Source organism: Psychrobacter frigidicola (assembly GCF_007997305.1).
Classification (GTDB): Bacteria; Pseudomonadota; Gammaproteobacteria; order Pseudomonadales; family Moraxellaceae; genus Psychrobacter; species Psychrobacter frigidicola.
In genome coordinates this window covers 145,412-169,140 of sequence record NZ_VORZ01000001.1, presented here as the reverse complement: position 1 = coordinate 169,140, position 23,729 = coordinate 145,412, and the positions used below count along the sequence as shown (strand labels likewise).

At 41.8% G+C, this 23,729-nt stretch carries 16 protein-coding genes, 2 tRNA genes and 1 pseudogene; 8 read left to right on the top strand and 11 right to left on the bottom strand.

Annotation, left to right across the window (positions count from 1 at the left end):
• Positions 1-416 precede the first annotated feature (416 nt).
• Both ES754_RS00720 and ES754_RS00715 read left to right on the top strand, forming a co-directional pair.
• Positions 417-2,795: an AAA family ATPase gene (locus tag ES754_RS00720; RefSeq protein WP_147221140.1), complete on the top strand. Its 2,379-nt coding sequence runs from the start codon at positions 417-419 to the stop codon at positions 2,793-2,795.
• Positions 2,792-4,063 carry an McrC family protein gene (locus tag ES754_RS00715; protein ID WP_147221138.1) on the top strand — a complete coding sequence of 424 codons (1,272 nt, stop codon included), beginning with the start codon at positions 2,792-2,794 and terminating at the stop codon, positions 4,061-4,063. Before ES754_RS00720 ends, ES754_RS00715 begins: the two co-directional genes overlap by 4 nt.
• A gap of 339 nt (positions 4,064-4,402) precedes the next feature.
• Here the strand turns inward: ES754_RS00715 and ES754_RS00710 are convergent.
• The 4 genes from ES754_RS00710 to msrB form a co-directional block, all read right to left on the bottom strand.
• A tRNA-Asp gene (locus ES754_RS00710) sits at positions 4,403-4,479 on the bottom strand.
• A 54-nt stretch (positions 4,480-4,533) separates the two neighbouring features.
• Positions 4,534-4,609, bottom strand: a tRNA-Val gene (locus ES754_RS00705).
• 245 nt (positions 4,610-4,854) lie between these two features.
• Entirely contained in the window at positions 4,855-5,346 is a 492-nt protein-coding gene (locus ES754_RS00700) for a glutathione peroxidase (protein ID WP_147221136.1), read from the bottom strand.
• A gap of 107 nt (positions 5,347-5,453) precedes the next feature.
• Positions 5,454-5,879: a peptide-methionine (R)-S-oxide reductase MsrB gene (gene msrB / locus ES754_RS00695; RefSeq protein ID WP_147221134.1), complete on the bottom strand. Its 426-nt coding sequence runs from the start codon at positions 5,877-5,879 to the stop codon at positions 5,454-5,456.
• A gap of 529 nt (positions 5,880-6,408) precedes the next feature.
• Between msrB and ES754_RS00690 the strand changes: the two genes are divergently transcribed.
• Positions 6,409-8,121: an aminotransferase class I/II-fold pyridoxal phosphate-dependent enzyme gene (locus ES754_RS00690; protein ID WP_147221132.1), complete on the top strand. Its 1,713-nt coding sequence runs from the start codon at positions 6,409-6,411 to the stop codon at positions 8,119-8,121.
• 151 nt (positions 8,122-8,272) lie between these two features.
• Here the strand turns inward: ES754_RS00690 and ES754_RS00685 are convergent, their stop codons facing one another.
• A complete protein-coding gene (locus ES754_RS00685; protein WP_147221131.1) occupies positions 8,273-9,883 on the bottom strand; it encodes an inorganic phosphate transporter in 1,611 nt (536 codons plus the stop codon).
• A gap of 537 nt (positions 9,884-10,420) precedes the next feature.
• Positions 10,421-12,244 carry an ATPase gene (locus ES754_RS00680; protein ID WP_147221129.1) on the bottom strand — a complete coding sequence of 608 codons (1,824 nt, stop codon included), beginning with the start codon at positions 12,242-12,244 and terminating at the stop codon, positions 10,421-10,423.
• A 288-nt stretch (positions 12,245-12,532) separates the two neighbouring features.
• Here ES754_RS00680 and ES754_RS00675 point away from each other — a divergent pair, with 288 nt between their 5' ends.
• The 5 genes and pseudogenes from ES754_RS00675 to ES754_RS12380 all read left to right on the top strand — a co-directional run bounded on the left by ES754_RS00675 (position 12,533) and on the right by ES754_RS12380 (position 18,481).
• The gene (locus ES754_RS00675) at positions 12,533-13,246 is read left to right on the top strand and encodes an FFLEELY motif protein (RefSeq protein ID WP_147221127.1); all 714 of its coding nucleotides are present in this window, start codon (positions 12,533-12,535) and stop codon (positions 13,244-13,246) included.
• A 347-nt stretch (positions 13,247-13,593) separates the two neighbouring features.
• Entirely contained in the window at positions 13,594-14,457 is an 864-nt protein-coding gene (gene ubiE / locus ES754_RS00670; RefSeq protein WP_147223155.1) for a bifunctional demethylmenaquinone methyltransferase/2-methoxy-6-polyprenyl-1,4-benzoquinol methylase UbiE, read from the top strand.
• A gap of 49 nt (positions 14,458-14,506) precedes the next feature.
• Positions 14,507-15,220, top strand: coding sequence for a ubiquinone biosynthesis accessory factor UbiJ (locus ES754_RS00665; protein WP_147221125.1), 714 nt, complete (start codon positions 14,507-14,509; stop codon positions 15,218-15,220).
• 139 nt (positions 15,221-15,359) lie between these two features.
• Positions 15,360-17,021, top strand: a complete 1,662-nt coding sequence (locus ES754_RS00660; RefSeq protein ID WP_147221123.1) for an ABC1 kinase family protein — start codon at positions 15,360-15,362, stop codon at positions 17,019-17,021.
• 32 nt (positions 17,022-17,053) lie between these two features.
• Positions 17,054-18,481, top strand: a pseudogene (locus ES754_RS12380) (FAD-binding oxidoreductase).
• A gap of 73 nt (positions 18,482-18,554) precedes the next feature.
• On the opposite strand, the gene ruvB reads toward ES754_RS12380, so the two are convergent.
• The 5 genes from ruvB to ES754_RS00630 form a co-directional block, all read right to left on the bottom strand.
• On the bottom strand, positions 18,555-19,532 hold the full coding sequence (gene ruvB, locus ES754_RS00650; RefSeq protein WP_147223153.1) for a Holliday junction branch migration DNA helicase RuvB: 978 nt from the start codon (positions 19,530-19,532) through the stop codon (positions 18,555-18,557).
• Positions 19,533-19,780: 248 nt separating this feature from the next.
• A complete protein-coding gene (gene ruvA / locus ES754_RS00645) occupies positions 19,781-20,401 on the bottom strand; it encodes a Holliday junction branch migration protein RuvA (protein ID WP_147221121.1) in 621 nt (206 codons plus the stop codon).
• Between the two features lie 72 nt (positions 20,402-20,473).
• A complete protein-coding gene (gene fba, locus ES754_RS00640; RefSeq protein WP_147221119.1) occupies positions 20,474-21,511 on the bottom strand; it encodes a class II fructose-bisphosphate aldolase in 1,038 nt (345 codons plus the stop codon).
• A gap of 273 nt (positions 21,512-21,784) precedes the next feature.
• Entirely contained in the window at positions 21,785-22,156 is a 372-nt protein-coding gene (locus ES754_RS00635; RefSeq protein ID WP_147221117.1) for a hypothetical protein, read from the bottom strand.
• A 324-nt stretch (positions 22,157-22,480) separates the two neighbouring features.
• Positions 22,481-23,689, bottom strand: coding sequence for a phosphoglycerate kinase (locus ES754_RS00630; RefSeq protein WP_147221115.1), 1,209 nt, complete (start codon positions 23,687-23,689; stop codon positions 22,481-22,483).
• Positions 23,690-23,729 lie beyond the last annotated feature (40 nt).

Genomic DNA, 23,729 nt, shown 5'->3' with positions numbered 1-23,729 from the left:
AAATAACCAGCCTTGCTTTACAAGGCGCTTTATATGATGATTGAAATCTTTGTTAGTCGAATATCTCATATTTTTGAAAGCAGATGTGGCTTGCTACCGCATCTGCCTCTCCAAATTAATTATATTTGAATTTATTTAGGCTTTGCATTTCCGCGATTTGATCCTGACGAATTGCTTGAACCGTTCTTAGTTGGCCAATTCCCACCGTTACCTTGGTTCGAAGTTGGCTTTGCTTGTATAGACTTACTCATGGTGTCGCTCCTATTTTGTGTATGCCTTTAGTGGCCTCTATATAGTCTCAAACATTTGAGCGACCACCCACTGGGTTAGTGCCGTAAAAATTTTTATTTGTGATTAAATGCTTTATAAACCGTTTTCTGGTTGTAATTTTTGAGTTTTTTAAAGGAATTAGCAGTATGGATATAACAAAAATAGATAGTGATTTGGTATCAAAGATTATTGAACTAAGCCAAGACGATGCGATTACAAGTAGACCAGAAGGCGTTGAAGAGCTTTATGAAGAGTTTTTAAGTAAGTTTCCAAAAAATAAAATAACGGAATTAACTCAGGAGCAATACTGTTTAGGTCAAGGATCTATCACAGATAATTATTGTCGATGGATAGAGCGTGAGCTACAGCCTATGTTTGGTCGTTATATGCCGGGCACGGCGAGAGGTCATCTACTTTATCTACAAAAAGATGGAACACTATATAAGCATCAAAGCTTGAGCGACTTAAGTGACGATGACGCATTAAGTTATGTTCTTAAGGTACATCAAGTGATAATCGATGCTGACGTTAACGCTGATATCACTTGGATTGACCAAGATAATGAGGTATATGATCGTGCAGGTGTAGAGCCTAGATGTGTTATGGGAGCAGGACGTCGTGCTCGTTTAGTATCTATATACAATCCAGACATTATCCTACCTATTTCCTCTACCGTTCATATCAAGCATTTTCTGAAAGCGTTAGGTCTTCCTGAATCGGAAATACCTCCTTATAAAAATGTGATCCAACGCTTATTAATGCTTACTGATGTATACCAAGCTATTAAAAAAGAACATAATTTAGATCTCACTCCGCATCAGTTTATGTTAGTTCTTTATAGTGATAAGTTGGGCATTAAACCAAAGAAAGTGACAGTTGATGCTAGTTCCCATGATGAATTAAATGAGCCATTAGTCGCGAATATTTCTAATTATAGTTCTCTTAATCAGATTCTCTATGGACCCCCAGGTACAGGTAAAACCTACTCAACCACATGGCGGGCTGTTAGCTTAGCAGATCCCGAATGGTATTTTGAGCTAGAAGAACAAGATTTAGATCCTGATGATCAGAGGAACGTTACTAAGGAAAGGTACGATGAGCTCGTATCAGAACAGCGTATAGCTTTCACTACCTTTCATCAAAGCTTTGCTTACGAAGACTTTGTTGAGGGAATTCGGGCAAAGACTGATGACGACGCAAAGCAAATTTCCTACGATATAGAAGACGGGATATTCAAACAGATTGCAGACCGTGCGGCTAACATAGTTACTAGAAATAAAATAGAAGGATTAGCTGAAAAACCAAAGTTTTGGAAGATATCGTTAGGTGATGTATGGCAGAAAGAGCTGCGTGAGTATTGTTTTGATAATGATGAAGCTCGTATAGGTTGGGGCTATACGGGTGATTTAAGTACTAATTTATCAGAACGTAGTCAACAAGAGAAAGACTATTTAAAAGGTATGGGTAGTAATGACAGGTCTTCTATTAAAGATTTTTCTGAAAACATTGAAATTGGAGATGTGTTGCTTTGCCTTAAGGATCAGAAAACCATACGAGCTGTTGGTATCGTCACGTCAGACTATGTCTTTGATACAAGCTTCAAGGGTCTCGCAGAGTTTCACCATACTCGCAAGGTGAATTGGATTCTACGAGATATTAATTTTGATATATATACCTTAAATAACAGTACAAACTTAACTCAGAAAACTTGTTATAAAATTAATAGATTTACGTGGGATGATTTAGCTAAAAGTTTGGAGCATCAAGATTACTCACTAGATAGCCAGTCTATAAGTAACTCGCCAAAAGCTTCAAAAAATCACGTACTGATTATTGACGAAATCAACCGCGGCAACATATCTCGTATCTTCGGTGAGCTTATTACATTACTTGAGCCTGATAAGCGTAAAGGCGGTACAGATGCGCGCGAAGTTATACTGCCTTATTCTAAAGAGAAATTCTCAGTGCCCTCAAATCTTTACGTACTAGGAACTATGAATACCGCTGATAAATCTCTCGCACAGCTGGATTTAGCATTACGCCGCCGATTTGATTTTATTGAGCTATTACCTAAGCCTGAACTATTAGATGGCATAACAGTTCATGGCATTGTTGTATCTGAAGTATTAACAGTAATAAATCAGCGTATTGAAGTGCTGTTAGATCGTGAACACACCATAGGTCACTCGTATTTTTGGTCTTTGAAAGACTTGGATTCAGATGACGAAAAAGAAATTGAATTAGGTAATATTTTTAAGAGACGAATTATCCCTTTACTGCAAGAATATTTCTTCTCGGACTGGGAGCGTATTAGTTGGGTATTGAATGACCCTAGCAAACATAACTCAGAGCAATTTATTCAAACTGGGGAGATAACTCCGACCGTTAGCGAGTTATTTGATAGTAGTATTAAAGGTCTAAACGATCGTCGTTACCTTATCAATGAGACTGCTTTTAACAATCCCGAATCCTATAAGAAAATATTAATCGAGCTTAAGTCTAATTCTTCGGATGTCAAAGCATGATTCAAGTCAGAGAATATGCTCAGCTGACTACCGACCAGACAGCATCATCTAGCTTAGATTTAGCTATTATCAAGCAAGAAACATTTGATTGGTTAGTGGAATTAAGTGAAAAAGAGAGCTATGGACGGTTTATTACTTATAAGCGTCCAAATTACTTACAGTTGCATTCTTATGTAGGTTATTTGGAAAGTCCTTGCGGCGAAGGTATTGAGATACTACCAAAGACAGGATTAGGTGCTCAAGAGTCAGATAAGAGCAGAGAGGTCTTATGCAAAATGCTAAGCTCCGTATTAAACCTATCCTATAAAGAGGCTCAATCTGCCAGTCTCAATCGAATGAACCTACCTATTCATGAGTGGATATACTACCAGTTTTTATATTTGCTAAAGGAGCTGGTAGCGTCTGGGCTCAGATTTGACTATCAAAGAATTGAAGAAGAAAGTAGATTTATTCGTGGCCAGCTTGATATTACAGTTCAACAAAGGCAAACGGTTGGCCGAGCTCATCTTTTTCATATTCGTCATGATGTCTATCATCCCAATAGACTTGAGAACCAACTAATCAAAACAGCATTGGATTACGTACAGCAGCACTGTAGGAGTTCTGAGAACTGGCGACTGGCTAATGAGCTCTCACACATCTTAGACCCTATAACGAGTCTTAGAGAGCCTCTAAACTCAATGCATAAGTGGTCAGACATCAAAATATTGCAATCCTACCGAGCGATAAAGCCATGGTGCCAACTAATACTTGAAAAGCTTAATCCAAACTTTCAAAAGGGAGAGCATCGGGGTATTGCATTGTTATTCCCAATGGAAATTTTGTTCGAGAAGTATGTAGCAAAATGCTTACGACGAGATATCAAGTCGCCCTGGCAACTAACAACACAGGCTTCTAATAAGCACATGGTGAATGACCAAAAAGGTTTAAAATCGCGCTTTCAATTAAAGCCTGATCTATTAATCAGTAGAGAAAGAAAAAATTACCATGTACTTGATACCAAATGGAAGTTAATAAACTCAAATAAAAAGAATTTTGATATAGAACAGGATGATATTTATCAGCTATTTGCTTATGGTCACAAATATTTGAATGGGTGTGGAGACATGATGCTTATTTATCCTAAACACCATCAGTTCGAAACACCTTTGGAATGTTTTCATTTAGCAGAAAAATTGAGGTTGTGGGCAATACCATTTTGTATTGAAACTGACAAAATGGTTATCAGTGAATGGGTAGAAAGGTTTCCATCTTTATCTTTAACTTAGCTTGAGTCTAATATTTCAAGCTGCTGAACTTGTTGATAAGTGCAAATTTTAGGGATCAGTTAACGTCAGTAACTTTTAATAATCTTGGTCACAAAATGGTCACCGTTTGGTCACCGAGCACTTGGTCACCGATTTTCAAGAAGCAGAGTGCATGTATGCAGACTTATAGAAAATACATTATTAAAGAGTGGACTACTTCTTAAGGGTTGATAAAGAAAGAATAACCAACCCTTACGGATAAAGGCTTTAAGCGGAAATTCAGACACAAAAAAACCTCAAGTAAACTAATACTTGAGGCGAAACTTGCTTAAACTCGAGAGTTTAAATTCGTTTTAAATATGGCGCAGCGGACGGGACTCGAACCCGCGACCCCCGGCGTGACAGGCCGGTATTCTAACCAACTGAACTACCGCTGCTTAGGTCGTTTTTAGCGTTCTGCTCTTATCAAGGAGCCCACTTCGCTAAAAGAGTGGTGGGTGATGACGGGTTCGAACCGCCGACATTCTGCGTGTAAGGCAGACGCTCTACCAACTGAGCTAATCACCCTTTAAAAAATATCATAAATAATATTTTCTAAATTAATTAAAACTGTCATATTCCAATTAATTTTTATACAGCTAAAAGCTCATTAAAGCCTCTTGCTGTGGGTGTGTATTATATACACTTCCCTTGCCCTGTCAAATACTATTTAGCCTTTTAAGGCAGTTTCTAATTAAATTTAATACTAATTCTGACAAACATTTGTTTTTGCTAGCTTTATACGTTTACGCTATACAAATAATTTCAATCATTTATTTCTTAAAGTTTGCTAATGCTTGTTCAATATCGTCTTTAATAGCGTTAGGCTTAGTCGTTGGTGCATAGCGATCTATCACGTGACCATCAGTACCGATTAAAAACTTAGTAAAGTTCCATTTGATACCGTCTGTTAACACCCCACCTCTCTGTTCCTTTAACCAGTTAAAAATTGGATGAGCATCACTACCGTTGACGTCTACTTTAGCCATCATTGGAAAGGTCACACCATAATTTTTTTGGCAAAACGCACCAATTTCATCATTACTACCAGGATCTTGGCTACCAAATTGGTTACAAGGAAAGCCAATAACCATCAAGCCTTTATCTTTATACTGCTGATATAGCGTCTCTAATCCCTCGAATTGTGGAGTAAAGCCGCATTTACTAGCGGTGTTAACAACTAGTAGTACTTTACCTTGATAGTCAGAGAGGGCTTGCTGCGTACCATCCATACGATCAGCAATAAAGTCATAAATAGTGCTCATTAGGAATCCTTAGTTTACAATTTTTTTATGATTTTAACCAACAGGTACAAAATTAATAGAATGAAAGGAAGAACCTAATCACCCTATTAACTATATTCTCTTTCTAATTATTTATCTTCTTTATCTAAATCAATAGATACTGAATTGATGCAATAGCGCATGCCGGTTGTCTCACGTGGGCCATCAGGAAAAACGTGACCTAAATGGGCACCGCAGTTGCTACAGGTTACTTCAGTACGGCTCATACCTAGGGAGTTATCGACATGCTCATCAATAGCGCTGTTGTCGATACCTTGATCGAAGCTCGGCCAGCCACAACTGGCATCAAACTTACTGGTTGAATCAAATAATTTAGCACCACAACCTTTACAGCGATAAACCCCTTTATCTTCAGTATCATTATAAACACCGGTAAATGGACGCTCCGTACCTTTCTCACGCATAACATGATATTCATCAGCACTAAGGCGTTGTTTCCAATCAGCTTCTGTTAATTGGGCAATTTCTTCTTGAGTGAGTTGACTGTCTTGCATCGTTATTCCTTATTAATTATCTATATATGGATAGTATTGAGAGTGCTACTTGCTTTTAAAGATATCGTGTTTTTTATCGTTTATACAATGGACACAAGCTAATTTTTACCAAACCTACACGTAATGATTTAGAATTTGTTTAAGAACTTAATACTTTATAAAAGCCGTTTTTATATAATGCTTTTAAAGAGCGCTTAAGACACTTGACCTATGGTATGAACGTGAGCTCACTGCTAGGTTATGACTAGTGAAATGCAAGTATAACTTGCATTTTATATCAAAAAAGACTTGCATGAGCTTGAAAAATGCAATAATATCTTGCATTAAGGTTCAAATAAAGTGTGCCCATTTATATATATGATTTAACATCAAAAACAATTATATTTATATCAATTTAGAATAAAACTAAGTCCCAAACTATTGATATTAGACAACAAAAAGACAACGGCTTAACTAAAATGGCCTGGCTAATAAGTAGCTATTAAAAAATCCTGAAAGTTAGTTTATTATAAGAAAAGGCTTAAACGTTATGAATAGTGACAAGGATAAACAGGCACAAGCTGAACGCTTGGCTCACTTGCGGCGCAAAAAGGGATTAACCGCTGAACAATTGGCCCAAGCAATGACCAAAGCAGGTGCAAAAGTCAGTCGCGGGGCTATTTCTAACTGGGAACGTGGTACTAATGGTATTGTATCTTCAAAGCTGCCTACGCTTGCCCGTATATTAGGCTGTAGTGAGGGCTACTTATTACGTGGGGATCTTAATGTTGACATCAATAATAACAGCGCTAAGACTGTTAGAAATCGCGCAACACTCAAAAATAATAAGAAGGGATATATGACAACAAACGCAACTCATACGAGCGACCAAGATGCTACTCTAGAGGTTGCTACAGATACGCACACTTCTTCTAATGAAACAGTAGTGACGCAAAACGAGCATTCAGAAGCAATAGTACACCCAGACAAACAACCTTTACTCGATAGAACAACTATGGATGGCAAACCTATGACGTTACTAAAAAAATCCGATAAGTTAAAAAGTGTCTGTTACGATATTCGTGGTCCATTATTGAAAACAGCCAATAAAATGGAAGCAGAAGGCCAACGTATTTTAAAGTTGAACATCGGTAATCCGGCACCTTTTGGGTTGCATGCCCCGCATGAAATCCTACGTGACGTTGCTATGAACCTGCCTAATGCGATTGGTTATTCAGATTCGCAAGGTATTTTTGCTGCTCGTAAAGCGGTATTGCATTACTATCAATCAAAAGGTCTACGTTCTGCCGTAGACGTGAGTGATGTCTATTTAGGTAATGGGGTCTCTGAGCTGATTGTCATGACCATGCAAGCGCTACTGAATGATGGAGACGAGGTATTAATTCCAATGCCAGATTATCCATTATGGACGGCAGCGACTAATCTTGCTGGCGGTACAGCGGTGCATTATCGCTGTAATGAAGAGGACAATTGGCAGCCTGATATTGAAGATATCAAATCAAAAATTACCAGCAAAACAAAAGGTATTGTGGTTATTAACCCCAACAACCCTACTGGTGCTTTGTATTCAGATGACATCCTCAAACAAATTATCGAAGTGGCAATACAGCATGATTTAATTATTATGGCTGATGAGATTTATGACCGCGTCCTTTATGACGATATGGTGCATACCCCTATGAGCACTTTGACCAATGATGTGCTGGTTCTTTCTTATAATGGTCTCTCAAAGTCGCATCGAATTGCTGGCTTCCGCGCAGGTTGGATGATGCTATCTGGTAGAAAACAGCACGCTACTGACTTCATCGAAGGCTTAGACATGCTGGCTTCTATGCGACTATGCTCGAACGTGCCGGGACAATATGCTATTCAAACCGCGATGGGCGGCTATCAAAGCATGAAAGAGTTGACCTCAGAAAAAGGTCGTCTGTTTAAGCAGCGTGAATTGGCTATTTCACGCCTTAATGCGATTCCAGGTATTTCTTGTACTATGCCTCAAGGCGCGTTTTACTGCTTCCCAAAGATGGATCCTGCCGTTTATCCGGTCAAAGATGACATGGAGTTTATGATGGAGCTGTTACTTGAAGAAAATGTCTTAATGGTACAAGGCACTGGCTTTAACTGGGATGCGCCAGATCATTTCCGTGTGGTATTCTTACCTAATATGGATGATTTAGAAGATGCAATGGATCGTTTAGACCGCTTCTTTGCTAAAAAACGCCAGCAATATGGCACTAACTAATTTTTAGATTTAACCGTAAAAGTTTACTGCTCAATACGGTGAATATAGCTAAAAAAACGCTTATTGGCATAATACCAATAAGCGTTTTTTCATAGGTAGTTCTAAGAAAATGATTTTAAATGAAAATTTTATTTCATTAACCTAAATTAAATTAATGAAAAACCTGATTTAAAATAACGAAACTTACTGCCGACATTATAGCTGCAGCTGGTAGCGTGATTACCCAAGCTAAGCCAATGGGCTTCATCAATGCCCAGTTGGTATCTTTATTAACAATACCAATCCCTAAAACAGCACCGACTAGCGTATGTGTACTTGATACAGGCAGTCCCATAGTTGACGCACCCATAACGACCGCCGCCGCCGCAAGCTCAGCAGAGAAACCAGAAGCAGGATGCATTTTCGCTAAGTTCGTGCCTACCGTTTGAATCACTTCTTTACCGATAAACCAGAGGCCAACAATCAATGATACGCCAAAGGTTATCATCACTGCTGGAGGTACAGCAGCATGTGAGGCAATCTCATTCGTACGAATGACATCCATAATGGCAGCAAAAGGGCCTACCGCGTTGGCAATATCGTTCGAACCATGACTAAAGGCAAATGCTGAGGCCGTAAAGACCTGCATCCAGCTAAACATAATAAAGGTCGCTTTGGTCAGATCTTCTTTATGTTTACCACGGATACTTTTGGTATAGATATAAGTCGCAAGCCAAACCAATGCGCCTACCATACCCATGAATAAAAAGGCATTTAAGTTTGTCAGATGACTATTGACGTTTTTGAGACCTTTAAAGACGACCATTGCAGTCATTACTACCGCGCCTGCTGCTGCGATAATAGGTACCCATTTTTTCAGTGCTTTTAAGGTATCTAAACCAGTACGCTCACGATCAATTTTATACAGGTTTTTATAATAGTCTGTTTCAAGATCCTCAAGCGTACAATCTTCATCTTTATAGATGTCTTGATCGTGCAGCATCGACGAGGTATATGGCAGCTTCTCGGACTCTGTCATTGCATCGAAATAAACTTTATGGTTTTCTTTTATTATTTTCTTATCGTCTTTGAGCTCAACGATTTGCGCTTCGGTTTTATCATTGTAATCAATGATGTTCTTTTTAATTTGTCCATATAGCAAATAGGCGATGACTCCACCTAATACGGGCGATATGACCCAAGAAGTGGCGATTTGCGCAATGGTTGGCCAGTTGACCGTAGAAAACGCCATTGAACTGCCGCCCAAATCAAAACCCAGTACAATGGAGCTGCCCACGACGCCACCAATGATGGCATGGGTCGTGGATACTGGAAGTCCCCTTTTAGTGGCAAATAACAGCCAAAACGCCGCGGCAATTAAAGCTGAGAGCATCACATAAATAAACTGGTTGGGCGTAACTGAAAGACCATCTAAATCAACGATGCCTTTACGAATCGTATCTGTCACCTCAGCGCCTGCGAGAACAGCGCCTGATACTTCAAATATCGCCGCCACACATAATGCTTGCGTAATCGTTAACGTGCCTGCACCAACAGAGGTGCCAAAAGAGTTGGCAACGTCATTACCACCAATATTGAATGCCATAAAGACACCAAAAGCGGTAGCCACGACAAACAATAACGTCTGCTGATGCAAGGTGTACTCCAAACCCCACCACAAAAAGTAGCCGGTCATCCCGATAAGGAGAAGAGCGAAAAATATATTAATTCTCGTATTGCCGACTGATCCGGCAGACTTTGAAGATTGGTTGCTAATACCCATAAATTGGTATGCCTTGCGTAAGCTTAGTGAAGATACATGCAATTGATGACATTGCTATTATGTGTGCAGTGACAATAATATGGCAGCGCAATACTATAGATGACGTAGACTTATATTATGAACGTGAGGTCTGACATAAACTATGGATAACATAAATTCGACAATGCCATCTCCTCTTAATATAAAACTTTAGGCACGGACTATTTTGAATAATCATCTGCCATCACATTGAGACTATTTATAGTCATTATGATAAACGTGAAATAAAACCAATGCGGCGGGCGACATATCAATAGGCAAGATAACAAGCAGCACATAAAACGAGTCCATATGAAATCGCTTTACGTGCATCACCTTGTAACTTGAGCTTTCCACTGTATGTTCGAGCACTGATGACAAGAAAAATAGGGTTGTAAATTGACGCGCAGATAGCGGCACTATCGGTCTGCGTCTATCATCGCGCCTATTATATTCAATATATGCATATAATGCATGATGAAGATGATAATTTTTTTAGGATACTGCTATTAATTAATATTATAAACGATTTTCGAGTTGTATAATCGCATGATCGAGGACTTGCAAACGGGCGTAGTGCTTGTTATTGGTCGCTACCACACACCACGGCGCAGCAGTAGTATCGGTACGTGCCAGCATATCTGCTGCCGCTTGCACATAATCTCCCCACTTATCGCGGTTGCGCCAGTCATCATCCGTAAGCTTAAACTGCTTATGCGGGGTATCCTGACGGTCATCAAAGCGTTCTAGCTGTTCTTTTTTATCAATAGCCAGCCAGTATTTCAGCACAATTGTGCCTGTTGATACTAAATCTTCCTCAAAGCGATTAATCTCCGCATAAGCCCGCTGCCATTCATCACCCGTCGTAAGATTCTCGATACGCTCAACTAATACTCGCCCATACCATGTGCGGTCAAAAATGGCGATACGGCTAATGCGATCTATTTGCTCATTAGGCAGCCGCGTCCAAAACCGCCATAAATACGGATGCTGCAACTCATAAAGCATCGGTGCACCAATATTATAAATCTGATATTCACGCGGATCGAGCGGTGCAACTACTCTTTTGATTGCCCCGCCCTTGCCCGCTGCATCCATTCCCTCAAAAGCAAACACCACATGACGACTACCACGCGCACGCAACAACTCAGCAAGCTGGGCTTGTTTCGCCGCCAGCTGTTCATGATAAACAGATTTAACCATGTCCGGGTTATCAATATCTATCAGTAGTTTGGGTATCTCTACTGGTACAAATGGAGCTGAATCATGATACAAGCTTGTATTGATAAAACTGTTGTTAACCACGTCTATATTATCAGTCGCTGTAGAAGACTTCTTGTCGCACTTTTTATCAATATTGCTAATATCATCATTAGCATCACCGTCAAGTATATCTTTAGCAGGCACGCTGCTACTGGCTAGTGCTGCTTGCATTGCCTGTAGCACTTCATGACAGAAATCGGTTGCTGCTTGTGATTTATTGCAGCCATCAATAATAACCCAATCCCCTTGTTGACTTAATAGCGTAGCGGCAACCTGATTAAACTGCGCTAAAACTTCAGCATCGCTCCAGTCGATTTGGTATAAAAATTGGGGATCGGCTTCGTCATCATTTAACCGCGCTTGTAAGGTTTCAGCATCGATATGAAACCAGCATTTTAATATCTTCGTGTGGTTAACCGCAAGGTCATGCTCAAAGGTTTGTAGTTCAATAAGCTGCTCATGTAAGTAATTTTGCCACTTCGCGATAGGTAGATTTGAGTCTGGCTGCTTATTTTTAAAATTATTGTTTTGATAAGCGTTATTTTTAGACGACTTACTTTTAACCTTAGTGTTTTTTTCGGACTTATTGTCAATTGGAACCTTAGTGGTCGCCATGCGCATGACGTTATATAACAAGTCAGCATACCAGTTGCCAAAATAGACCATCACATCTCCATGACGAGGCATGGCTTTGATATGTGCCTGCCAAATCGGCTGATGCATCAATGAGGGATAACCGATGGTCGCCTCCACCTTTAATAGACGCGGATCCACCCATTGGCGCAGCTGCGTAACGGCCGTCCCTTTACCTGCTTGCTCCATACCGTTGACCAGTACTAACAGTCCGGTGGGTTTATCAATCGTTGGCGGTGCTTGCTTTCGTGTGGCTCGCAGAGCAAATTGGGCAGTGACTAACGCCAATCTAAGGGCATCTTTATCCATTGAAAACTGACTCAGTGGATTGGGTGTTAAACGCTGATTGATCACCTCTTCGCTAAATTGTGCGCTTACGGTTTGTAATGGCTCTTTCTCTTTCGCTAAACTATCAGCCTTCTTGTTATCTGGCTTATTTTTTGACATTTTTTATTCTCACTGTCATAAGATTAATGATGATATTAGCTTAATAAGACGTATCTATAAATAATAGCACTCACCGAAACCATAAATAACGTTGCTATGTAACAGTTTGGCATTTGTATTCTGCCTTATTTTATTTTAAGGTGACATACTATAATGGTGGCATGCCAAGTCATTAACGCCTATCATCCACCTTATAACGGTTGGTTTTATAAAAACCGTCCTAAAACCAGTTAATATTAAAACCACTTTGCTTAATACCCCATATTTCTTTATAGAGGATTGTCTGCCATGTCTGCTTTATCTGAGCTACAACACCATTTAACCCGTTATTGGGCGCTGCCTTATCATGAAGATACTGAGCTCCAGTCTAAGCTTGTTGAAGTTCAAGCATGGCAACGGGCGCGTCTTCAGCGTACACATAGCGACTTATTTGAGCAGCCAAAGAATAAACCTATGGCGGACTATTTTCTTACTCAATTATATGGTGGTGGAGAATTTAAGCTATTAGCGGAACAATTAGAACGTATTTTACCTAAAGCCAAAAAACTTGAACGCTTGGCAAAAGAGACGGTTCTTGAAACCGGCAGTATGGCCATTCAAGCTGCCATTTTAGCGATTGAACTGGATATGCATTTGGCGCAATGGTTGGTATCAAAAGACTTGCCTGTTGACGAAAAGAATATGCTTGCCGCCTACCAAGCCGTTGATGAATCAGATGAGCGCCGTGTTCAAATTAACAACCTTAAAGATGTCTGCTATCGCACAGACAAATATCTCAACTCCTTTGTGTTAAAAAAGGTATTTGCAATGGCTAAAAGCACTGCCTATAGTCATAATTATCAGCCTATGTATGACTTTATTGATGCCGGTTTTAAGGCAATGAAACCGCTGGATAGTGTCACTGGTTTTATTGAACCGTTCTGCAAGCGTGAGATGAAGATTATTGATCAAGTGCATGCTGCTGGCAGTAACGGCAAGACAGCGACGTTTGGTGTATCATAGCGATAACCCAAGCCCAATGCTTTTCAATCAATAAACATAAAAACAAGTAACTGGATACCCTTATGCCTGATACCTCAAATGTTAATTTAAATAGCGATAACGCTCAGCCTGACGATAAGAAAACTGCCATCGATAATAAGCAAACTGCCAATGGCAATATTCAAGATAAACTGGTCAGAGACAGTATTGCTCATAGTCAAGACATCAGTGCCAAAGCGCAAGCGCGCCAAAGCCCAGTGCTTAATGAAGTCATCAAGAACAGTGCTGCGGTAGAAACCAGCAGTGAGGATGCTTTTACTAAGGTTGAAGACTTACCTACGGGCACGCCACAAGGTCAACAAACGACTATGCCGAGTAGTAGTACCAAAAAAAGCACTGATAAAGATACTGATAACAAGCCAGCAGCAAAACAAACGGCTTTTAATCATCGTGATGATATTAATAATCCGCATACTTCTGATACTGATGGCGAAGAAGAGACGCATTTTGGCTACACAACGGTAAATAAAGCTGAAAAACAAGCGCGGGTGTCCGATGTCTTTACTTCAGTTGCCAAAAAATACGATATTATGAATGACTTAATGTCGTTTGGTATTCACCGCTTGTGGAAGCGCTATGCCATCAGTTTATCCGGTGTGCGCGCAGGTCAGCATGTGCTTGATATTGCAGGCGGTACTGGCGATTTGGCAAAAGTCTTTAGCCGTGAAGTGGGCAAGAATGGTCATGTGGTGTTATCAGACATCAATGCTGCGATGTTAGAGGTCGGTCGTGAGCGTTTGATTAATGCCGGCTGTAATAACGTGGACTTTGTATTGGCTAATGCTGAAACGCTTGCCCCATTTGAGGACAATAGTTTTGACTTGCTGACCATCAGCTTTGGTCTACGTAATGTGACCGATAAAGATGCAGCGCTACGTGCGATGTACCGTGTACTTAAACCGGGTGGTCGCTTATTGATTTTGGAATTCTCAAAACCTATCTTTGAACCCTTATCAAAAGCCTACGATTTATATTCTTTCACAGCTTTGCCATTGATGGGTAAGGTTGTTGCCAACGATTCTGAAAGCTATAAGTATCTAGCAGAGTCGATTCGTATGCATCCCGATCAGCAGTCATTAAAGCAGATGATGGAGCAAGCAGGTTTTGAAAATTGCGATTATAATAATTTAACGTTCGGGATTGTGGCAGTGCATCGCGGCTTTAAAGCTTAAAAGTCATCGTTCTTTATCCAACATCAGAGATTCAACACGAGGGCGTATTATGCTGACTATATTACTTTTAGCAGGTGCCGAAAAGCTGATTAATATCGCTATTGGTAGTGATGAGATTACTCAGGCAGGGCTTGCTTCGCTTGCTGGTAAAGTATTGCGCCTTAATATGGCGATGCCTGAGATACAGGTAGATGTTTTATTTAATCATGAACGCCTACGTTTTGAGCCTGTTACTACTGGTGATGTGTTGGAATCGCAGCATAATAGCGCTGGTAAGCCTATAACTGATGGGCGTCTGCAAGCAGATATAGACATGGCGCGTCTTGGTCGTAGTCTTCCTGATTGTATCCTTAACGTTGAAAATCCTGCGCAATTGCTTAACTTGATGCGCGGTGCTGAAGGTAATTTGCCGATTGCTGGTGATTACAAAGTACTTATGCAAGTTAAGCAATTGGTAGCAGGCTTTGACCCTGATATCGCAGGACAGCTTGAGCCTGTAATTGGTAAGCCCTTGGCAAGTCAACTACACCTGCTTATCTCGCAGCTCAAGCGCAGTTTTGGCCATAGCGCCAAGCGTGCCTTCGAAGATGTGAGCGATTGGGCCAATGATGTCGCAGGTAGTAGCACCCCTGACCCTGTGGAAAAAGCCCAATCTGATGATTTAAAGCAGCACCTATTGAAGCTACGTGCTGATGTTGAACGTGAAGAAGCGCGGTTGAATGCTATTAAAGCTGAACAAGCGCGCTTGACCCACAATCAATAAGTAATAAATACTCCTCATCTTATCCGTATAGTTATCTAAACTGATCGTTTAGCGTAATGATTGGTTCATAGCAATTTATGTAGAGTAACTATCTATTTATAGTTTTTTTAGAGTATCTTTTTTAGAGTAATTATCGCCCATGCTACTATCTCATCGTGCCCGCCTACTTGAGCTTTGGCGCATTGCGGCAAGCTATCGAATTGACACTCATTTTTTTATTGAAGACGCGCCGCAGTTGCAGCCGCTGGCGCGTTTAATTCGTTTACATCCAGCCGCGTGGGGTAAAAAACATCAGCCGAACGCCATCAAATACGCGCTTGAAGATATGGGCACGCTATTTTTAAAACTTGGGCAATTACTCTCTACCCGCCAAGATTTAGTCCCTCCTGATATTATTACGCAGTTAATTCAGCTACAAGACCAAGTCAAACCTTTCGCGCCAGATATCGCCATTGCCCAAATTCAAGACCTTAAGCATGGCTTAGGCCAATCTATTAACACGCTGTTTGCACGTTTTGATATTAAGCCTTTAGCGGCCGCCTCTATCGCCCAAGTGCATACTGCCGCGCTAACGGATGGTCGTGAAGTGGTGGTAAAAGTCGTCCGCCCTGACATTCGTACTACAATCATTGCGGACTTTGAGCTGCTACGTGAGCTGGCAAATTGGGCATCGGCACGTATTGAAGCGGCGCGTGCGGTACATATCATTGATATTGTCGAAGACTATCGGCAAGTGATGCTCAATGAGTTGGATTTAACTCTTGAGGCAGAAAACACCACTAAGATGCGCAATAACTTTTTAGGGTCAGCATTAATGTATGTACCAGAAGTTTATGACGCGTCCAAAAATGTCATGGTGATGGAGCGTATTCAAGGCGTACCTATTTCGCAAGTACAACTCTTTGATCAGCTCGGCTACGATCGCGCAGCATTAGCAGAAAAAGGCTTAACCATATTTTTTATCCAAGTCTTTCGTGATAACTTTTTTCATGCCGATATGCATCCCGGTAATGTGTTCGTTGAGACGCCACCAGTTAAGACGCTAACCTCTGATATGTCGGCTATTGACCTCGGCCATGAGCCACGCTATATCGGTCTTGATTGCGCTATCATGGGTACCTTATCTAAAAACGATCAGCTGATAGTGGCGCGAATGTTACTGGCTGTTATGAATAATAACTTTACCACGATGGTGGATATCGTTGGCCGCGCAGGCTGGATACCGCCGAATGCTGATAAGCATGCCTTGATGCGTGATATGAGCCGTACTGTTGGCCCGATGCTGCAAAAATCTATTAACGATATCGATTTTGCAGGTGTACTCATGCAAATATTAGATATTGCCCGTCGTCATCATATGAGCATTCCGCCACAGCTAATGCTACTACTTAAGACCTTGGTACACGTTGAAGGCTTGGGTCGCGACTTATATCCAGACTTGGATATTTGGTCACTTGCCAAACCCATTTTGAGCAGTTGGATCAAAGAGCAGCTTAATCCGATGCGTAATTTGCGACAGCTACGCGACAGACTGCCGGAACTATTATTATCTGCGACCGATGTCCCTAAATTATTGGATGAAGGTATGCAAAGCCTCGCCTCACAAGGGGCACGACAAGACAGTCAACTGCGTGAAATCCAACAAATCCGCGCCGATATGCTCAACGATCGCCGCCGTGATTGGATAGCGTTAGCAGGGTTTGGGTTATGTATCACTATTGCCACACAGGTGATCGGTTGGTTATCTCCTGTCTTTTATATTTTGGCTGTCCTAGCGGTTATTTGGCGTATCTTGGCGTAGCTCTATTTACATTTTCTTCATCGGAGTTATCTATGACTACTTCTGAAATCAAACCTACTGTTACTACCGCCGATCATAGCGCTGCTATTACGGCATTGCAAAAGCAGTTTGGCAAGCAGCTAAGTATCAATCAAACTGTTCGCGAGCAACATGGCCATACCATGACATGGCTTGCCAATCAGCCCCCAGATGCCGTATTGACAGTACATGATAAACAAGATGTCGCCACAGCCGTTGCCATTTGTAATAACTATCAGATGCCAGTGATTGCCTTTGGTATTGGTTCTTCATTAGAAGGTCAACTGAACGCGCCTTATGGCGGATTGTGTATTGATATGTATGCCATGGATACTATCTTGCAGGTCAATAATGAAGATTTGACCGTCACGGTATAGCCTGGGGTTACTCGTGAGCAGCTCAATCATTATCTACGCGATACTGGCTTATTTTTCCCAATAGACCCCGGTGCGAATGCCAGTATTGGCGGAATGGTAGCGACTCGCGCCTCTGGTACTAATGCGGTACGCTACGGCACCATGAAAGATGTGGTACTTGCGCTTGAAGTGGTAACAGCGTCTGGCGATATTATTCGTACAGGGACGCGCGCTAAAAAGTCGGCGGCAGGTTATGACTTGACGCGTCTAATGATAGGTTCAGAAGGCACGTTAGGTATCGTCACCGAAGTAACGCTCAAATTATTTGGTATTAGCGAAAGTATCGGTAGCGGGCTTTTTCATTTCACGACCATTGAAGACGCTTGTCAGGCAGTAATGCTGACCATTCAGATGTGTCTGCCAATTGCTCGTATTGAACTGCTCGATGCCATGCAAATCAAAGCCTGCAATCAATATGCCAATTTAACTTTAACCGAAACCCCAACCCTATTTGTTGAGTTCCACGGTACCGAAGCTGGCGTACGTGAACAAGCGCAAACCTTTGCCAATATCATTGAAGAGTTTGGCGGTACCGATTTTGTTTGGGATACCAATGAAGCTGAGCGCAAGCGCTTGTGGCAAGCACGGCATAATGCTTATCACGCCAGCTCAGCGCTACGACCTGAGGCCAGCGCTCTATCTACCGATGCTTGCGTGCCTATTTCACGTCTAGCCGAGTGCGTAACCGCTACAGCGCGCGATGTTGAAGAATCAGGCATGATCGGTCCTATCGTCGGTCATGTTGGTGACGGTAACTTTCATGTTTTATTACTAGTGGATACTAATAATCCTGAAGAAGTCGCTACCGCTGATGGTATCATCAGTCGCTTAGCGATGCGCGCTATTGACATGGATGGCACTTGTACTGGTGAGCACGGTATCGGTCAAGGTAAGCAGAAATATATGGATCAAGAACATGGCAATGCTATAGCCATAATGCAAGCGATTAAAACGGCACTTGACCCCAAAAATATTTTAAATCCGGGCAAGATATGGCCGCAACCGTTGGCAGTTACAGCAGAATAGGCAAAATGAAATAAAAAACGCCTCTACTTTATTGGTTTAAAGTAGAGGCGTTTTTTGTTGTGAAACTGAGTTATTATATTTGATCAATAGCCATTTGCGTGAGTACACGCCCACGCGCTGTCCGCAACACATAACCTTGTTGAATCAAATACGGCTCAATCACATCTTCAAGCGTTCCACGATCTTCCGCCATTGCTGCAGCTACCGCTTCAACGCCAGCTGGGCCACCATCAAAACGTTCGTGCAAGATTTCGATATAACGTCTGTCTAAATGATCCAAACCGCGCCGATCGACTGCCAGCATATCGAGTGCACTGCCAGCGATATTACCATTTATGCTGCCATCCCCTCGCACTTGAGCATAATCACGCACACGGCGCAATAAACGGTTGGCAATCCTCGGCGTACCACGAGCACGGCGAGCAATTTCAACCGCACCATCCTCACTCATAGGCACGCGCATTAAGCGAGCCGCACGGCTAACAATCGTCGTCAAATCAGCAATATTATAAAACTCAAGACGCTGGACAATACCAAAACGATCTCGCAATGGCGAGGTTAATAGTCCTGCTCGCGTGGTTGCTGCAACTAACGTAAATGGTGGCAAATCAAGCTTAATAGAGCGGGCAGCCGGCCCCTCACCAATCATAATATCCAGCTGGAAGTCTTCCATCGCTGGATAGAGTATCTCTTCGATAACCGGACTTAGACGATGAATCTCATCGATAAAAAGCACATCACCTGCTTCTAAGTTGGTCAACATCGCGGCTAAGTCACCTGCTCTCTCAAGCACAGGTCCAGAAGTTGAGCGCAGATTACCGCCCATTTCACGCGCGATAATGTTCGCAAGCGTCGTTTTACCTAAGCCTGGCGGACCAAAGATAAGCGTGTGATCCAGTGCTTCGTCGCGCGCACGTGCCGCTTCAATAAAGACTTCCATTTGCTCGCGTACCACTGGCTGACCAATATACTCAGACAGTAATGCAGGACGAATATTACTATCCGGAGCGTCATCTTCCCCTTCAAAGGGATTAATCAAGCGATCTTGCATCATAGGTTTTATCGTTATATCAAAGGCAGAGATAATAAAGAGAGAGTAATAGCATAACCAAATCAAGTTGATAAGTCATGCAAAAGTTATGTGTAGACAGACGCACAATAAAAATAAGCGACAACCAGTGTCGCTTATTTTTATTTAACATTTTAATTAATTTTTGAATTAATGCTAGGTTACGAGCTTTCTATTGAAGCTATAAATAACAGTATCCGAATAAAGCTTATAAAAATGACAACACTTACCTAAAAACCAGAGAGCTGCTGGAGAGTCGCCTTTAATAATCCCTGCGTATCTTCAAAAATAGCACCGTTACTCTTAGCTGCTTTAATCGCCTGCTGGGCTTCTTTCTCTTTATAACCTAAACTAATCAGCGCCCCTTCTACCTCAGCAATGATACTACCTTCGTGAGAGACTGGCGCTGATTGAATGTTAAATTCTAAATTGCTGTCATCAACTTCAATATTTTTAAGTTTATCTTTTAGCTCAATTAATAAACGCTGAGCCGTTTTTTTACCAATACCCGGAATACGCATTAATGCCGTTTCTGAATCTTGTTCAACGTGCATTTTAAGCTCAGCCGCTGACATCGCAGATAACATTGCCAATGCCATTTTAGCCCCGACTCCGTTAATTTTAATCAATTGCCGAAAGACATTACGTTCTTTACGATCGATAAAACCAAATAGCAGCTGGGCATCTTCTCGCACATGAAAATGCGTCCAAATACTTGCTTGCTGATTCAGTTGCAATTGGCAAAACGACGGCAGTGGCAATTCAATATCATAACCCACGCCAGAGGTGGTCATGACACAAGCAGTTGGCGCCATTAAATATTGCACCTGTCCAGTAATCAGTCCTATCATAAATCACTACCTACTTAAAAAAAGAGAAATAAAATAAGCCGCTGTTACACCGAACAGTTTGCCTTCATAACGTTACTGGTAAAAATCAACCATACCTTCAAGGCTAATCGGACGAATCTTGTCTGCTTGTCCAGCTGAACCAAAGGCTTCAAAGCGATTGATACAAATATCTGACATCGCAACCATTGAGGCTTTGAAGTATTTACGCGGATCAAAGTCGCTAGGATTGTGTGCTAAATACTGACGAATCGCACCGGTTGATGCTAGGCGTAAATCGGTGTCGATGTTGACTTTGCGCACACCGTGTTTAATCGCTTCCACGATTTGTTCAACAGGCACGCCATAAGTCTCGCCAATATCACCACCATATTCATTAATGACTTGTAGCCATTCTTGCGGCACAGAGGAAGAACCGTGCATGACAAGATGGGTATTAGGAATACGGGCATGAATTTCTTTTACCCGCTCAATGGACAAGATATCGCCAGTAGGTGGACGGGTAAACTTGTAGGCACCATGGCTGGTACCAATAGCAATTGCTAGGGCATCGACGTTGGTATCTTTGACAAATTGCTCGGCTTCATCAGCACTGGTCAACAGTTGCTCATGACCAAGTACACCTTCTGCGCCAGAGCCATCTTCTTCTCCGGCCAACCCCGTCTCAAGGCTACCTAAACAGCCAATCTCACCTTCAACGGAAACGCCGCACGCATGGGCTAACTTGACCACTTCTCGCGTCGCACTGGCATTATAATCATAATTCATCGGCGTTTTACCGTCTTCACCTAGCGAGCCATCCATCATAACCGATGAAAAACCAAGCTGGATTGAGCGCTGGCAAACTGCTGGCGACATACCATGATCTTGATGCATCACCACCGGAATATGTGGCCACTCTTCAATTGCAGCTGTAATAAGATGACGTAAAAATGCTGAGCCTGCATAGCCACGCGCACCGGCACTGGCCTGTACAATTACTGGTGAATTGCAGCTGTCCGCTGCCATCATAATCGCCCGCATCTGCTCTAGATTATTCACATTAAATGCAGGGACACCATAACTGTGTTCAGCGGCGTGATCTAAAAGTTGACGTAAAGATATTAAGGCCATAAAGCACTCTCTAATTGAGTTTCAAAAATGATTAAATATTCAATAAGCTTGCTAGGTAGTGCTGTACTATTTTAGCAACTCTTGTTAGGCGCCGATTATAGCAAATTTTGTCAGCCTCTCGCAGGGGTTACGCTAGTATTTATTTGTCTGGCACATCCTCTCATTATTTGATCAAAAGTTTATAAAAGCTGAAATGGAGCAAACACAAAAAAGCCTTGGTAATAACCAAAGCTTTTTAGATGCACTTACTCAACTTTTTAATAGTATCAAAAACTAATACTGTTGATCTGCAGGAACTTTTTCTTCTGCATTAGCCGCTACGTTAGAGGCACCATCAGAAACAGAGTCAGCCCCATCCGAGACTGCTTCAGCTGTATTTGCAACGGCGGTGTTGGTACCATCAGCGATTGCTTCACCAGCATTTTGTGCACCATCAGAAATCTCAGTACCAGCATTCTGAGCAGCGATTTCAGCTTCAGCTGACGCAGCTTCAGTATTGGCTGCAATATCATCACCAGCTAACTCAGCAGTATCTCCAGCTTCATCAGCAGTAACTGCCGCTTGATCTTTGGTTTCTTGGCTACATGCAGTGACTGCAAAAGTACCAGCAAGAACGCTAGCAAGTAACAAATGACGTTTTAACATAATAAACCTCTAGTAAATAATGCATGTCAAAATACATGGTAGCGTCATTTTATAGACAGCATTTGAGACATGCAATAACAACTTTCAAAATATTAACAAATAGTAACTGCTTAATAGCAAACAGTAATCGTTAGTTACCAGCTCTGCCAATCTACTATTAATGGCTTAACAATATAGCAAACTAACCCGCTTTAAGTAACTGATAGTCAAACTTACAGCTATTAGTGAAGGGTTAGTATAAGTAGTTACGAAGCTTGTAAAATCATCATACGTCACTTCAGTTATTCGCCAAATGTTGTATTCGTAGTCTTATTCAATGCAAGTCTAAACCTCTAACGCTGCTACTGCTGGTAAAATCTTACCTTCTACAAACTCTAAGAATGCACCGCCACCTGTTGACATATAGCTAACGCCATCTGCAACTTGATATTTATCAATTGCCGCTAGCGTATCACCGCCACCCGCAATAGAGAAGCCTGCGCTATCTTTTACAGCGTTGGCCAGAATTTCAGTACCTGCGCCAAAAGCATCGACTTCAAACACCCCAACTGGGCCATTCCACAAGATGGTTTTAGCATTGATAATAGCTTCTGCTAACTTCTCAGCACTTTGCGGGGCGATGTCTAATATCATATCATCGCTAGCAATAGCATCCACCGCTTTAACGGTAGCTTTAGCATTTTGCAAAGAGCCGGTAAAATCAGCGAAATCAATCTCGTTTTTATCAGCAACGACGACATACTCAGGCAATAATATTTCAGTTTTCTGCATAATATCGCGAGCAGTATCTAATAAGTCTGCCTCGTATAGAGACGCGCCAACGTTATGACCCTGTGCCGCTAAGAAGGTGTTGGCAATTCCGCCACCCACGATTATTTGACTGCATAACTCTGCTAAACTATGGAGTACTTCCAGCTTAGTAGATACTTTTGAGCCGCCAACAATAGCCAACATAGGCTGAGCTGGTGTCTCTAGCGCATGGGTCAATGCATCGAGTTCCGCTGATAGTAGTGGCCCTGCACAGACCGTTTTACCCGCTTGGCGCATCGCTTGAGTAACGCCTTCGGTTGAAGCCTGTGCTCGGTGCGCTGTGCCAAAAGCATCCATCACGAACACATCACACAAGCCAGCATAAGCTTTAGCCAAGGCAGCATCATTTTTCTTCTCGCCTTGGTTAAAGCGGACGTTCTCTAACAGCACGACTTCGCCCGGTTGAATGGTTACACCTGCGCTCAGATAGTCACTATTAAGAGTCACTGGCTGCTTAATTTGCGTGCTCAATTTATCTGTTAGATAATCGGCAACGGGTGCTAGCGAATACTGTGATTCTGGCTTACCTTCGATCGGACGGCCTAAATGTGAGCAAACAATGACTGCTGCGCCTTTTTCTAACGCTAATTTTATGGTTGGCAAACTGGCTTGTAAGCGTGCATCACTGGTTATCTTGCCGTCTTTGACAGGGACATTTAAGTCTTCACGAATTAATACTACTTTTTCTGCTAAAACCAGCTCACTCATACGCAAAAAATTCATTACCTGCTCCTATTTTAGATATTAATTTGTTATTTATAGA